This is a genomic window from Cellulomonas sp. McL0617 (assembly GCF_049994875.1).
Lineage (GTDB): Bacteria > Actinomycetota > Actinomycetes > Actinomycetales > Cellulomonadaceae > Cellulomonas.
Map to the genome: position 1 here is coordinate 527,573 of NZ_CP188256.1, position 13,796 is coordinate 541,368.

A 13,796-nucleotide genomic window follows, 5' to 3' on the forward strand; every position below is an offset into this window, starting at 1 on the left:
GACGACGAAGCGCCCGGGACGCGGGTGGCGCGGCGGACCGTCGACCGCTCGATGCCCAGCCCTGGCCACGACGCCCGCATGTGCCCGTGCCCGCTGCGCCGGTGGCCGGTGCCCGGCAGGTATCCGGCGAGCCCCGGGTTGCCCGACGTGAGGTCGATGCCCGCGACAGTCTCCGATGCCGCCACCCCTGCGGGGTCGGCACCTGGCGAGCCCGCGAACGATCGACGCACAGGCGTCGCCGACGCGCCCGACCCACTGGTCGCACTCGACCCGCTGGTCGTGGCGCCGAGCGACGAGGACGAGCCGGCCGGCGACGAGACGGATCCGGCGGGGGAGGAGCTGCTGCTCGACGAGCTCCTTCCAGACGGCGCCCCGGTCGGTCCGGCGCTCGACGAGCCTGCGGTTGACGAGCCTGTCGAGGACGACGTGGTCGTCGACGAGGGAGCTGACGACGATCCGGCGCCCGACGAGCCGGTGGGGCTCGAGGCGCTGCCCGCCGACGACCCGGACACGTGGCGGCCGATCGGGGTGCTCGACAGCACCGTGTTGTTCGGACCGGTCGGGTTGGCCGGAGCGACGCGAGCGGTGCCCGACGACGCAGTCGGCGCAGACATGGGTGCCGCCTGGGCAGACGAGGATCCCGTCGCGGCCGACGACGATGCGGCTGCCGGTCGCGAGGCCGAGCCCGTCAATGCGGACCGTGTTGCGGCGGCAGCGGCCGACGCGGCTGCGGCTGCCGAGTCGGCCGCCACGGCGGCCACCGCGGCGGACGTCGGCGCCACCGAGCGACGGACGCGCAGGGTCGGGTCCGACAGGGTGCTGTTCGGCCGGAACAGCGGCCGTGCGAGCGTGCGACGGACCGCGCTGGCCAACGGTCGGTGCGCGGGCGCGGGCATGGGCTCGTCGCCGCTCCCGCCGAGGGACGCGCCCCCGAAGTGCAGGCGGGTCGCGGCCGGGGACGGTGACGTGCCGGCGACGGACCCCGATGACCGGCCTCCATCCGAGAGCTCACCCGGACCGGCGCCCGTGACCGCAGAGCCCGGCGTGGAGTCGGCCCCGGCGGAACCGGAGGCAACCGCGCCGGCGCCGGCGGCTGTGGCAGTGGCTCGGTCGGTGTGGGTGACCCCGGCCGAGGTGCTGGACGGCCCTTCCGTGGTCGACCGGCGCACGACGGACGCGGCCGTCGCCGCATCCGCGGGACCGGTCGGACCGGCGGCGCCCGACGGCGACGGGCCGGTCGCGGGGGACGTCGCGTGTGTGGCGGGTGCCGGGCTCGAGCCGACCGACGGCACACCCGCAGTGCTCGGAGTCGGACCGGTCGGGCCGGCCGGCCGTGCAGACGTCGCCGCCGCGGCAGAGGGCGACGCCGCGGTGGGGGACGACGCAAGGGTCGACGACGCGGGGGTCGACGACGCAGCGGCGTGTGACGAGATTGCCGGGGCGGAGGACGGAGGCGACGGCAACGGCGAGCGACGGATCGGGATCGCGGAGGACACCGCCGCGGGCGAGGGCGCTGACGTCGTCGGAACAGGAACGTGGGCCGCAGCCGAAGCCGGAGCGGGCCGTGAGGCCGGAGCCGAAGGACGGGGCGTCGCGGCCCGGGCCGACGCGGGCGCGGCTGCGGCGCGGCGGGCATCCGCGGTGGCGGTCGCCAGGGCGCGACGCCGCAGCAGCCGGCCGGACGGCGCGGGCGCGTTCGCAGACGCGGAACCGGGAGAAACGGGACCCGCGGGGAGCGCCGAGGCAGAGGGAGTCCGGTCACCGGTGGACGACGCTCGTCCGGACCCCCCGTCGTTCCCCGGTCGTGCCGGTGGGTCCGCCGCGCGGGTCGTGCGGTGCACAGTGCGCACCACACGAGAGTCGGGCATGCGGCCGGCGGCACGCACGTCCTCCGACGGCCGGACATTGATGGTCTGCGGCTTCAGGCGTGAGGGCGTGCCGCCGGGCCGGTAGCTGGACTCGGACGGCACGCGGTCGAGCATGCGCGGCAGACCCCGGGGTCGCGGCTCGACGTCCGGTGCCGCGGAGCGCACGGCCGAGACGTCGGACCACCAGCGGGGCGGCTGGATGGAGTCGGAGCGTGAGGCGACGGAGATCGTGGAGGCCGGACCGGCGAGGGCGCGGCGGACGGCGACGGAGCGCCCGTACCCCGTCGAGAAGCGCACCGACGACGAGGCCAGCGACCCGATCGGGGCCGGCCTGGGGTGGCCGAGTGCGGGTCCGGGGCGGCGCAGGCGCACACCGATCGCGCGGCCGAGCCGGGTGCGGGGATCGTCGCCGGCCGACGCAGCGACCGACGCGGACGGCTCGGTCACAGCGTCTTCGCCCGGAAGCCGTTGTGCGCGACCTCGAGGGTCTCGGTGAGCGCCGAGGAGGACGCGGTGCTGAGGGTCGGGCCGCTCCAGGCCACGGCGAACACGCCTTCGAACTCCCATGCGCGGAGCCGCGTCCCGCTGCTGCTGATGACGGTGACGGCACCCGTGGCACGCGTGACCTTGTTCTGGTTGCCCGCGAACCCCTCGCCGGACGACTTGCCCACCCAGGTGAACAGCGCGTCCGAGTCGACCAGGCCGCGCTTGAAGACGAGGTGCGGCCAGCGGATGACGCCCGGGAACTGCTGGACGTACTGGTTCTGACCGCCCTCGATGTACTCGTGGGTGCTCACGGTGAGCTGGAGGCCGCTGACCTCCTGGAAGTGGCCGATCTCGACGCCGTCGACCTCGAACACGAAGTTGGAGGTGACGGGTAGGTCACCTCCGAGGGGCGTCTCAGGCACTCTCTCTCACCGCCTCCCACGCTCGCGCGTTCATGGCCGACACGGCGCGGACCATCCGGACGCGGTCGAGGTGCTCGAGGTCGAGCAGCTCGTTGAGGGGCCAGTGCAGGTGGTACGCGAGGAACGCGATCTCCTGCCAGAGCGCCTCGGAGGGGTAGCGCAGCATGAGCTACCGAGCCTCGGTCCGGATCTCCTCGATCGACGCGCGGCCGGCCCGATACGTCGGACCAGGCCCGTCTGAAGGAGCGGTCTCCGGGGCCGGAGCCGACGCCGGAGCCGGCGCCGGAGCGACTGGCTCCGGCGCCGACCCGGGCAGAGGTCCGGCCTGCTGCTGTGCAGCGATGAACTCGTCGAACTCCTCCTGCGACCCGAAGTTGATCACGCCGTAGAAGTCCTGCAGGAACGCCAGGTCGGCCGCGAAGAGACCTTCGATCTCGTTCGCGGTGACCATGTCGAGCGACCCCAGCGTCTCCACCACCCGCGCGAGCACCACGATCGTGAGCCGCGGGTCGTCCGGGCCGCTGATCGTGGGGTCGCGCAGGGGCTCGAGCTCGTCGCGCGCCGTTGCCAGCCGCATGACGCCGTCTCGGTGGAGTCCGCCGTTGCGGTCCACGTACCCCCGAGGGAGCGTGAACTCGTAGCGGGTCTTGAGGCTCACTTCACCCGCGCGAGAGACTCGACGATGAGCGTGATGGTCTCCTTGACGGGGTCGTTGGACTCCACCGACAGCTGGTCGGTCGCGATCTTGCTCGGCCAGCCGTTGGTGAAGTTGAAGCGGGCGACCTCGGCGTTGCTCGAGTCGTACATGACGATCGAGCCGTTCTTGCGGCTGCCCGTCCGGTCGCTGACCTTCATGCCCTTGTCCCGGATGTCGTTGAACCAGCCCCACAGCTTGTCCTGCGACATGTCGGGCGGCGCCATGCGGGTCAAGGAGATGTCGGGTGCCTTGTTGGCCTTGCCGAGAGTCTTGACCACCTGGACCTTGCCGTTGGCTCCGGCCTGCTCCGTGGTCACGACCTCCATCTCGATGTCCAGCCCCGAGACCGAGCTCAGGATGGAGACGACGGAGCCGTCGATCTCGAGGAAGAAGTTCTGCGAGACGAGCGGGTCTGTGTTGATCAGATCATTGGGCATCTAGCTGCTCCTGTCAGGGGCGAGTTCGGGGTGCGTCAGGACGCGGTCTGCTTGTTCTGGCTGATGCGGAAGATGACGAACTCGGCCGGCTTGACGGGCGCGATGCCCACCTCGACGACGAGCTTGCCCGCGTCGATCGACTCCGGCGGGTTGGTCGTCGCGTCACAGTTGACGAAGAACGCCTCCTGCGGGCTCGCGCCGAACAGCGCACCGGCCGACCACAGTCCCCGCAGATACGCGTTGAGCGTGCGCTTGACGCCTTCCCACAGGGTCACGTCGTTGGGCTCGAAAACGGCCCACTGGGTGCCCTCGAGGATCGTCGACTCGATCATGTTGAACAGGCGGCGGACGTTGATGTACGTCCAGTCGGTGTCCGAGGCGAGCGTGCGCGCACCCCAGACCCGGATGCCGCGCTGGCCGAACGGGCGGATCGCGTTGATGCCCAGCGGGTTGATGACACCCTGCTCGGCCTGCGTGATGTTCCGCTCGACGTCCAGGACGCCGCGAAGGGTGTCGTTGGCCGGGGCCTTCCACACTCCGCGCGACTCGTCTGTCCGGGCCCACAGCCCGGCCACGTGGCCCGACGGCGGGATGAGGATCTCGGAGTTGCCGTTGGAGCCCGTGGGGTTCTCCACCTTGATCCAGGGGTAGTAGAGCGTCGCGAACGCCGAGTCGAACTGCGCGGTGTCGGTGCGCCACTCCTTGACGGCCTGCGGGGAGAGCCCGGGGGGCGAGTCGAGGATTGCGACGCGGTTGGCGTGCAGCTCGCAGTGCGCGATGAGGCTCGTCTGCACGGCCTTCCAGAGACCCAGGTCGAGCGACCCGTCCGCCTTGGTCGCGGCTGTGACCAGGTCGGGGACCAGGACGATCGTGACGTCGTCGGCGATGGCCAGCCCTGCGATGCCGGTACGGGCAGACTCCGAGCCGGCGAACTTGCGGCCGTTGACCGGGACCGGCTTGGCGGCGGCGTGCTCCAGCGCGTACGCGCCGGGCTTGAGCAGCTCGAGCTGGCTGGTCAGGTCCACGTCGGCGGCCAGCTTGACCTCGACCTTGACGCGCGTCGACGTCTTGTTGATGACCGTCGCAGCGTCGCGCGGGCCACCGAGCGTGAGGTCGTCGTAGCTCTCGACGGCCTCGCCGCCGTCGACGATCGTGATGCTGAACGGCGCGGGCCCCTCGTGGTCGTCGGCGACCTCGGTGGCCTCGACGACGACGGTCAGGTTGGCGTCGGGCTCGACGGACTCGACCGCGATCGGCAGGCCGAGCGAGCGGTCCGCAGCCGGCAGGGCCAGGCGAGCGGGCTCACCGGACGGCTCGGCGTTCGGGATGCGGACGATGTACGCGAGGCTGCCACCGTTGAGGAAGTAGCCGTACACGGAGAGGGGAAGAATTGCTCCCTCGACGAAGCCTCCGTAGAGGGCCTCGTACTGGTTCCAGCTGGTGACCAGGCGGGGCGAGAGGCCCTGCGGGTCGTTGGGGTCGTCCTGGGGCGCTCGCTCGGTGAACCCCACGAATGCGGCCACAGCGGTCGGCGCCGAAGCGAGGACCTTCTGGGACGAGGGGATCTCTTCGACGTAGACGCCGGGCGCGGTGTATGTGGGCACTGGCCATCCTTAGCTTGGATCGCTCCCGCCCGGGCATGACCTGCGCGGGGACGCTGCGACGCGGGTGTGTCGTGGTCACGCTATGGACGCGCCTGAGTACCCGGCATCGGTAATCGCTACCGAGGTTTTCAAACCCCCCGCCGGGGCCATAAGGTGCGAATCGGCACAAGGGCTCAAGTTCGAGCCGTAACGTGCCGACACACAGGCGGAAGACACGAGTCCGACGCTGTGTCGTGCACGAGGTGGGTACCGATGGTGGCAGGCGACGAGCACGCGTCGACGACGGCGACGGCACTGTCCGCCGGTCACGAGTACTCGCTCCCCAAGCTCCCGACGGTCGTCCAGCCGCATCACGGCCGTCGTCGCACCATGCTCGCCCGTCCCGTCGTGGACCAGGTCCGCGGCGAGCTCTCCGTCGGACGTTCCGTGCTCGTCGTCGGCGACGCCGGGGTGGGCAAGACGCACCTCGTGACGGCCGCACTGTCCACCCTGCGGTTCGTCGAGGACGACGCCGTCCCGCACGTCGTGACGATCTCCGGCGCCTCCGCCCGCGGCGGCATCCCGCTCGGCGCCCTCGAGCCGCTGCTCGGCGACGACGCGCTCGTCTCGCTCGGCAGCGTCGCGCGGACCGTCGACGCCGTCGCCGCCTCACTGCGCGGTCGCGCCCGCGGGGGACCGCTCGTGCTGCGGGTGGAGGATGCCCACCTGCTCGACACCGCCAGCGCGCAGGCCCTGGGCTGGATGGTGCAGCAGGGCGAGGTCCAGCTCGTCGCGACCGCTCGTGCGTCCGCCGTCGCGGGCTCGCCGTGGCTGGAGCTGTGGAAGGACGACGTGGTCGAACGCGTCGACGTCCCGGCGTTCACGCTGGCCGAGGTCGAGCGCTGGCTGGTCGCGGAGCTCGGGGGGCAGGTGTCCATCGACACCGTGCGCCGCGTCTGGGCGGAGACCGGCGGCAACGCCTTCCACCTGTCGGAGGTGGTCCGCGCCGACCGGCTCGGCGGCGCCCTGCGGCAGATCGACGGGGTGTGGGTGTGGACGGGTCGGGCGACGCCTGGGCGACGGCTGCTGGATCTCGTCGCGCACGACATGACGCTGCTGTCGTCGGACGCCCGTTCCGCGCTCGAGGTCGGCTCGCTGGCCTGCCCGATCCCGTTGAGCGCGCTGCTCGACCTGGTGCCGCGGCACGCCATCGACGAGCTCACCCGCGTGGGCCTGGTGACCCTGACCCCCCGCATCTCGGTCGCAGGCTCGGGCGACGTGCTCGTCGACCTCGCCCACGCGCTGTACGCCGAGGCGGTCCGTTCCGGCATCCCGCGCGCCCAGCGGCGCGAGGTGCTGCTCGCCGTCGCCGAGCTGACGCACGACGGTCAGCGCAGCGGACCCGCGCTCGTGCGCTCGGTGTCGCTCTCCCTCGACTGCGACATGCCCGTCGACGCCCCGCGACTGCGCGCCGCCATCGACGCCGCGTTCGAGATGCAGCAGCCGGACACCGCCGTGCGGATCGTCACCGCGGCCCTGCGTCGTGGCCTCATCGACGACGTGCACCGGATCGAGCTGCTGGTGCAGCGGGCCGACGCCTGGTGGCACCTGGACGACGTGGCGCAGGCGTCCCGGGACCTGGCAGAGGCGGTCGACAGCGTGCGCGTCCTGGAGGTCCCGGACTCGCGCGCGGTGCGGCTCATGGTCGCCGCGACCGCGATGCAGGCCGGGATCGCGCACTACCAGGACGGTGACCTGCTCCAGGCGCTCATCGCGTTCGGACCGACCGAGTGGTGGCTGGACGGGCTGCCGCCCGGGCTCGCGCTGATCGGCCGACGCGAGCTCGACGTGGCCCGTCTGACCCGCCTCGGCTACGCCGGCCGTGCCGACCTCGACGCCGCGCTCGCGGTGCTGCTGTCCCCGTCCGTCGGCGGCATGGCGCTGCCCCTGGCCTGCCCGACGATCCTCGGCCTGGCCCAGTCCGGCCGCTTCGCCGACGCCGCCCGCATCGCGTCCCGGTACACGCAGCTGGCCGTCGCGCACCGCGACAGCTACCGGTGGGCCGTCGGCGAGGTGGCCGTCGCGAGCTTCCTGTCCATGCTCTGGTCAGGCGACCTCGCCGCCGCCGAGGCCTTCGCCCTGATCAAGCGCTCCGACCCCGCCCTCGACTGGGCGGCCACGCACGTGACCCGCGGACTGCTCGGCATCGCCCACGGCTCCTGGTCGTCGGCCCGCAGCGACCTGCACGCCGTGTCCGACCGGCTCGGGCTCTCCGACCTCGGCGGGGTGGCCGTCTTCACGCAGGCCGCCGAGGCAGTCGCCGCGGCCGCGTCCGGGGACGGCTCCGCAGCCCGCGTGCTGCTGTCGTCGCTCGAGGCCTCACCCGTGCGCACGTTCGGTGGTCTCGAGCCCGAGGTCCGGCTGCTGCGCGTCGACGCGCTCCTCTGGATGCGGGACCCGCGCGGTGCCGCCGAGGCCGCGTCCCTGGCGTCGTGGGCGGCCGCGTCGGGTCTCGACCGTGTCGAGCTCGAGGCCCTGCACCGGTGCGTCGACCGGCACGGTCGTGGCCGACTGGTGGACCCCGCCGTCCTGGACCGCGTCGGCGAGCTCGCCGTGACCGTGGACGGTCCCCGCGGCGAGGCCCTCGTCGCTCACGTCTCCGCGCTGGCCGTCGGCGACCCCGACCTGATCCGCATCGCCGAGCGCGCCCTGAACCGCTGCGGCCTGTGGCTGCCGCCGCTGGAGGCGCCCGTCGCGCTCACCCGCCGCGAGCAGGAGATCGCCGCGATGGCCGCCGGCGGGATGACCTCGCGCGCCATCGCCGTGCGCCTGACCCTGTCGGTGCGGACCGTCGACAGCCACCTGGCGCGGGTGTTCGCCAAGACCGGCGTCCACTCGCGCGAGGGTCTGTCGGTCGTCCTGCGCTGATCTCAGCGCGCGACGCCGTCGGCCGCCTCCTGGAGGGCCGCGACGTCGATCTTGCTCATGGTGAACATCGCGTTCATGGCCCGGCCGGCGCGGGCGGGGTCGGGGTCGTTCAGCAGGGCCGGCAGCGCGTCCGGGATCACCTGCCACGACAGGCCCCAGCGGTCCTTGAGCCACCCGCATGAGCCGGGCTCGCCGCCGTCCGCGACCAGCGCCTCCCAGATGCGGTCGCACTCCGCCTGGTCCCGCACGTTCACGAGCAGCGAGAACGCCTCGGTGTGCGGGTACTGCGGGCCACCGTTGAGCGCCTGCAGCTCGAGGCCGTCGATCACGAAGTCCACCGTGAGTGCCGTGCCGGCGGGCTGCGGAGCCCCCTCGGGGTAGCGGGCCACGGTCGTGATCCGCGAGTTGGGAAAGATCTCGACGTACCGCTGGGCGGCCTGCTCGGCCTGGTCGTCGAACCACAGGAACGGGCTGATGCTCATCTCGGTGCCTCCGTCGTCAGCGACGCGTGGCCCTGTGCCGGTGCGTCGTGCTTCATGAGGTGGTCGGAGCCGATCCGAGGATCTCGACACCGTCTCGTGCTCTGTGTACGTGTGGTCCGTCACAGAACTGAACAGACGTCCAGTTTTGACGTATCCTTGACCTAACAACGATACGGAGGAGGCGAAACCACATGACTACTGAACACCGGGCATCGCGCTACGCCCGCCGCATCGGGCTGACTCGACGCGGCTGACAGCCGCTTCGTCGCCCCCCTTCCCCCTCTTTGCACCACGCGTCGCGCCGACCGCCGACGCGCCACCCGACTACGCCCGAAAGGCGTGATCTCCCGTGCGTTTCCGTCTCCTGGGCGCTGCCGCGCTCGCCGCCGCCCTGATCCTCGTCCCGACCGCCGCGAACGCGGCCGGCTCGGACGCCCCGACGCCCTACACCGTCACCGCGCAGACCCTGACCCTGCCCGCCGGCGTGACGTTCGAGGCCAACGGGCACATCAACTACCGCGTGACCCAGCTGGACGGCTCCGGTGCCGTGACGTTCAACGTCCACAACGCCGTACCGGACAACGGCCTGTGGCCGCAGAAGCGGTACATCGGGCAGTCCGTCTACACCTGGTCCGACCACCCGGCGTTCGCTGCCTCGTTCCCCGGCGGGTACTGCATCACCTGGGTGCAGGTGTCGCTGTTCAACGAGCACTTCGGTGAGGGCGGCCAGCCGCCGGTCTGCACCACCGACCCGACGACCCCGACGGACCCGGTGATCCCGACGGACCCGACGACTCCGGTTGACCCGACGGACCCGACGACTCCGACGGACCCGACGACTCCGGTTGACCCGACCGACCCGACGACTCCGACGGACCCGACGGTCCCGACGGACCCGACGGACCCGACGACTCCGGTTGACCCGACGGACCCGGCGACCCCGGTTGACCCGGCGACTCCGACGGACCCGGCGACTCCGGTTGACCCGGCGACTCCCAACGTGACGCCTGGTTCGGAGGGCGTCGTGATCACGGAGGTCCTGGCCGCAGAGGACCCCACCGCTCCGGAGAGCGGCGAGGTCTTGGCCGCGACCGGCTCGGACGCGGCGGCGCTGGCAGCTCTCGGGCTGGTCGCGGTAGCGATCGGTGGCTCCCTGATCGTCGTCGCTCGCCGCAATGCTCGGGACGACAAGAGCACGTCCCACTCCGTTCTTTAAGAGAAGCCTCTCAAGGCCGGTCGCGTCCAACGCGGCCGGCCTTCGGGGTTCCCGGTCCCGAGAGCGACGCACAGGCACACCTGCTCGCGATGGCGACGCCCGCGGCCGCGGGGAAGCGCTACCTGCTGCTCAGTGACGACCCGACGACGTCCTGGCTCGAGCTGGCGACGATCCTCCGCGAGGAGTTCCCGGAGCTGGCAGCCCGGGCACCGACCGAGGAGGTGCCTTGCGACGTGGTCCCCCCGATCACCATCCACAACGATCGGGCCAAGTCGGAGCTGGGCTGGTCGCCGCGCCCGGCGCGCGAGACGATCCGCGACACGGTCACGAGCATGATCGAACTGGGTCTGCTCGCTGGCTAGTTGTGCAGGGCTCCCGCTCGGGCGAGAGGCAGCCGTGCAGTCGCGCCCGTCGGCCGCTCGCACAGAGCGGGTTCTAGCCCTGGACAGCGCCAACTCGACGCGAGCCCCTCCGACCCACGGGAATGCAACTGAACCGCACCACCGTCGATCGGCCGCCCGGGCACACGCTCGGGCGGCCGAACCCATTCCTGTAGCCTTGCCACCGGTCGCCGGGCCTCTCGTTGAGGGCTGCGACCAGCCAAGACTGGGTTCCCCAACCAGCGCGAGCAGCACCTCGGACAATCTGCGGAGTTGTTGCCCTCGTTGTAGCCCAGTCCCTCGCGCCTGTAGCTCAGGGGATAGAGCACCGCTCTCCTAAAGCGGGTGTCGGCAGTTCGAATCTGCCCAGGCGCACAGTGTGTTGTTGCAGGTCAGCGCGATGTCGCGTGCGACCGATGCCGTCGGTGTGACCGCAATGTCCGGTTCGTGGTCAGCATGTGGTCAGCAACTCATGCCGCCCTACGCCTCCCGTAGCCAGAGCTAGACGCCGTGAGGCTTCGCCGAGCCTCCCGCTTCGAGTGACAAGACGTAGCTACGGTTGCGGCGCGTCACACGGACCCGAAACGGAGATATCGCATGTCGTTGTGGGTGCCGGTCGTCGCAGCGCTCGGGGCGGCCTTGCTTACCACACTTGGTGCCCTATTGCTGGAGGCTCAGCGACAGCGCGCTGCCGCTCGAGCTGCGTCCGTACAACGTCGCCGTACCGCGTACATCGGGCTCATCCAGGCCGCGCACGGGACCCTGACTCTTGGTCAAGTCCTCCGAAGCGTGCTCAAGGTGCAGTCCGGCTTGGACGACTCGATCTCAGTCCTGATTCGCCTGCGCAAGGCGGTCAATCCGTTTGACCTCGCTTGGCGTCTGGCGGACGAGTTGACGCCACTGCTGAACGCTCAGGCCGGAGTCCTGGCCTGCGGCTCGCCGCGAGCGGTGTCGGCGGCGAAGGACGTCGTCACCAGCGCCTCGCAGTACCTGCAGGCGGCGACGGTCATGACTAGCAGGCAGCGCGCACTCATGGGCGTCATGCCGTGGAAACCATCAGAAGAGCAGGACAAGGTCTTCGGCGATCATCTTGCTCGAGCGGGTGATGCGATCCAGGTCTTCATGACGGTCATGCGAGCAGAACTCGGTGAGGACGCCTTGCCGGTCGGTTCGGTCGAGACGAGATCGGACTGAACGAGCGACTGTGAGGGCGCACCAGGCGGTGGTCGTCACCGATCGGCCAGCGTTGCCGGCACAGCGACCGGTGTCAGCCCTTCGCCCAGTGTTCGTTCAGTCGGGCCACTGCGTCTTCTTTCGTGATCTTCTTGAGCTCGTCCTCGCTCATTCCGAGCTCCCGCTTGAGGGCGAGCACGAGACCGATAGGCAGGGCGTTCTCCGGAGCCACCGATGCGGGGGAACGAGCGGGGCGCTGTCTGTCCTTCGCGCACATCCAGAACTCGTCCTCGGTGACATCCAGCTGGTCTTTGAGGATGTGATCCCAGAGGCTCACGCCGTAGACCGTCGCGTCGACGGGTCGTGAGATCCGAGTGCGCAGGACCCGACCGTCGGGCAGTGCAAGCTCGTAGGTTGCGTGATGGCCGGTGACCTTGCCGCGGGCGGTACGCACCGACTCCCAGCCTTCGACCTCGCAGAACCGCTCGTGGTCGTCCCTTGTGCCGATTCGCCGGCCGGCGCTCACCGAACCGGAACGTCGATCTGGCGGGACGCGTCTGCTAGGAGCCACTCACGGAGGGCATCATCGTCGGACAGTGCGACGAGTTGAACGAACTGCCAGTTGGCCGCGTGGTTGGGGACGGTCGAGAGGTGGTCGTTGAAGTCTTCGGCGTACTCGCGCACGGCGAGGAGTAGGTCGTCGAGTGCCTCCTCGATCGTGTTCCCGGACGCGGAGATCGGCCGACCTACCAGGAATGCGGACCAGCCGCCCGCCTCTGCGACGAGGCGCGCGTCCGCCTCGACAAGTTGCGCGAGGGCAGACCGGAGTCGCTCGCCGTCGACGACGGCGAAGTGGACGCGGTCGCGCACGATCGACGTCGCACGGCCTCCTTCGGCGGCATCCAGCACGTCCTTGAACCGGGTGCGCGCTTCGGTGGCGGGCAGTTCGAGCACAGACACAACAACTCCAGCTGATCTTGACGGCGACGATTTGCTATCGTGTACACCTTGTACGTCCTCTACAACGTGTTGAAACGTACGCGCGTTCCATCTGGAACGCCACCTCTGGCGCTCGACCAGTTGGCGTCGTTCGTCACAGTTCACCCAGGTGCCACCGCGTCTGCAGGCTGAGCCTGGCGCTTAGTCGAGACCGCGGACGGTCCGTGAAATCGACGTGGAGTTCGAACAGGCGACCACTCGGACGATGGCGCAATACCGGACTTGCAGACTAGGTCGTTGGCGGGCTGGCCTCTGGCTCGGGGAACATCGGCATGCGTTCCATCGCAACCCACGGTGCCTCCGAGAACAGGTGGCCGTAGAGGTCCATCGTCATCGTCGCGGTGGCGTGCCCGAGGATCATCTGGACTGCCTTCACGTCGGCGCCCGCCGCGATGAGCAGCGAGGCGGCGGTGTGGCGGAGGTCGTGGATCGTCGTGCCGGCCAGGCCCACCGCCTGCGTCGTCTCGGTCCAGCGTGAGCGGACGCGGAAGTTGGTGTTGGTCCAGATCGCGCCGGTGGGGCTGGGGAACAGGTACGAGCCCGACGGGACGGCCTCGATCCGGGTTCGGACGTACGACTCGAGTGTCGGCGGGACCGGCACGGTGCGGGTCTGGTGCGTCTTCGTCGGGCCGAAGATGGCAGCGCTGCTCCGCTTCGACTGCGGGGCGGCGCGGTGCACCCGGACGCCGAGGCCGTAGGGCGTCTGGACCACGTCGTCGACGCGCAGCGCGCACATCTCGGAGAACCGAAGGCCGGCCAGGCCGAGGAACAGCACGACCGGCCGGCAGAGCGGCGGCACGGCATCGGCGAGCCGGCCGAGCTGGTCCGCCCGGAGCCAGTGCGGCTCGCGCTTGGTCGAGCCCTTCGGGAGCGGGATCGCGCGTGCGACGTTGACGGTGAGCCGTCGGTCGCGCACGGCGTAGTCGAGGACCAGCCGGATCACGGAGAGCGCGCGCCGACGGGTGGCGGTCGCGAGGCCGCGACTTGTCATCGCCGTGAGCACGCGCTCGACGTCCGTCGCGGAGATGACTCCGATCGGCAGGCGGCCGATGCCGGGCAGGATGTAGGAGTCGAAGCAGGAACTGCGTCGTCTCCTGGCTGCGCACGGCGAGGTGCTGCCGCGAG

General features: G+C 70.9%; 14 protein-coding genes and 1 tRNA gene. 6 read left to right on the forward strand and 9 right to left on the reverse strand.

The genetic code is table 11. The annotated features are described in order from the left end of the window. Window positions 1-156: 156 nt before the first annotated feature. Complete coding sequence (locus tag ACPPVS_RS02460; protein WP_426594388.1) at window positions 157-1,953, forward strand: hypothetical protein; 1,797 nt, start codon at window positions 157-159, stop codon at window positions 1,951-1,953. Between the two features lie 358 nt (window positions 1,954-2,311). On the opposite strand, the gene ACPPVS_RS02465 is transcribed toward ACPPVS_RS02460, so the two are convergent. Genes ACPPVS_RS02465 through ACPPVS_RS02485 form a run of 5 tightly spaced genes read right to left on the reverse strand, consistent with a single transcriptional unit; the run spans window position 2,312 to window position 5,514 of the window. Beyond that, window positions 2,312-2,776 (reverse strand): phage tail protein, encoded by a 465-nt coding sequence (locus ACPPVS_RS02465; RefSeq protein ID WP_426594389.1) that lies wholly within the window; start codon window positions 2,774-2,776, stop codon window positions 2,312-2,314. Next, window positions 2,769-2,942 carry a DUF6760 family protein gene (locus ACPPVS_RS02470; protein WP_426594390.1) on the reverse strand — a complete coding sequence of 58 codons (174 nt, stop codon included), beginning with the start codon at window positions 2,940-2,942 and terminating at the stop codon, window positions 2,769-2,771. Before ACPPVS_RS02470 ends, ACPPVS_RS02465 begins: the two co-directional genes overlap by 8 nt. Window positions 2,943-2,945: 3 nt before the next feature. After that, entirely contained in the window at window positions 2,946-3,434 is a 489-nt protein-coding gene (locus ACPPVS_RS02475) for a hypothetical protein (RefSeq protein ID WP_426594391.1), read from the reverse strand. Then, window positions 3,431-3,910 (reverse strand): phage tail protein, encoded by a 480-nt coding sequence (locus ACPPVS_RS02480; protein ID WP_426594393.1) that lies wholly within the window; start codon window positions 3,908-3,910, stop codon window positions 3,431-3,433. The genes ACPPVS_RS02475 and ACPPVS_RS02480 overlap by 4 nt, the downstream gene beginning before the upstream one ends. 35 nt (window positions 3,911-3,945) lie before the next feature. Continuing rightward, window positions 3,946-5,514: a phage tail sheath family protein gene (locus ACPPVS_RS02485; protein ID WP_426594394.1), complete on the reverse strand. Its 1,569-nt coding sequence runs from the start codon at window positions 5,512-5,514 to the stop codon at window positions 3,946-3,948. Between the two features lie 252 nt (window positions 5,515-5,766). On the opposite strand from ACPPVS_RS02485, the gene ACPPVS_RS02490 reads away from it, so the two are divergent. Next, window positions 5,767-8,421: a LuxR C-terminal-related transcriptional regulator gene (locus tag ACPPVS_RS02490; protein WP_426594395.1), complete on the forward strand. Its 2,655-nt coding sequence runs from the start codon at window positions 5,767-5,769 to the stop codon at window positions 8,419-8,421. A 2-nt stretch (window positions 8,422-8,423) separates the two neighbouring features. Here ACPPVS_RS02490 and ACPPVS_RS02495 read toward each other — a convergent pair whose 3' ends face one another. Continuing rightward, window positions 8,424-8,903 (reverse strand): VOC family protein, encoded by a 480-nt coding sequence (locus ACPPVS_RS02495; protein WP_426594396.1) that lies wholly within the window; start codon window positions 8,901-8,903, stop codon window positions 8,424-8,426. Window positions 8,904-9,252: 349 nt separating this feature from the next. Between ACPPVS_RS02495 and ACPPVS_RS02500 the strand changes: the two genes are divergently transcribed. The 4 genes from ACPPVS_RS02500 to ACPPVS_RS02515 all read left to right on the forward strand — a co-directional run bounded on the left by ACPPVS_RS02500 (window position 9,253) and on the right by ACPPVS_RS02515 (window position 11,693). Continuing rightward, on the forward strand, window positions 9,253-10,119 hold the full coding sequence (locus ACPPVS_RS02500) for an LPXTG cell wall anchor domain-containing protein (RefSeq protein WP_426594397.1): 867 nt from the start codon (window positions 9,253-9,255) through the stop codon (window positions 10,117-10,119). Between the two features lie 89 nt (window positions 10,120-10,208). Next, window positions 10,209-10,481, forward strand: a complete 273-nt coding sequence (locus ACPPVS_RS02505; RefSeq protein ID WP_426594398.1) for a hypothetical protein — start codon at window positions 10,209-10,211, stop codon at window positions 10,479-10,481. Window positions 10,482-10,801: 320 nt separating this feature from the next. After that, window positions 10,802-10,874: transfer RNA gene (locus tag ACPPVS_RS02510), tRNA-Arg, on the forward strand. Between the two features lie 435 nt (window positions 10,875-11,309). Then, window positions 11,310-11,693 carry a hypothetical protein gene (locus ACPPVS_RS02515; RefSeq protein WP_426594399.1) on the forward strand — a complete coding sequence of 128 codons (384 nt, stop codon included), beginning with the start codon at window positions 11,310-11,312 and terminating at the stop codon, window positions 11,691-11,693. A gap of 73 nt (window positions 11,694-11,766) precedes the next feature. Here the strand turns inward: ACPPVS_RS02515 and ACPPVS_RS02520 are convergent, their stop codons facing one another. The 3 genes from ACPPVS_RS02520 to ACPPVS_RS02530 all read right to left on the reverse strand — a co-directional run bounded on the left by ACPPVS_RS02520 (window position 11,767) and on the right by ACPPVS_RS02530 (window position 13,734). Next, on the reverse strand, window positions 11,767-12,198 hold the full coding sequence (locus ACPPVS_RS02520; RefSeq protein WP_426594400.1) for a cytotoxic translational repressor of toxin-antitoxin stability system: 432 nt from the start codon (window positions 12,196-12,198) through the stop codon (window positions 11,767-11,769). Further along, window positions 12,195-12,632 (reverse strand): hypothetical protein, encoded by a 438-nt coding sequence (locus ACPPVS_RS02525; RefSeq protein ID WP_426594401.1) that lies wholly within the window; start codon window positions 12,630-12,632, stop codon window positions 12,195-12,197. Before ACPPVS_RS02525 ends, ACPPVS_RS02520 begins: the two co-directional genes overlap by 4 nt. 268 nt (window positions 12,633-12,900) lie before the next feature. Further along, complete coding sequence (locus tag ACPPVS_RS02530; RefSeq protein WP_426595865.1) at window positions 12,901-13,734, reverse strand: tyrosine-type recombinase/integrase; 834 nt, start codon at window positions 13,732-13,734, stop codon at window positions 12,901-12,903. Window positions 13,735-13,796 lie beyond the last annotated feature (62 nt).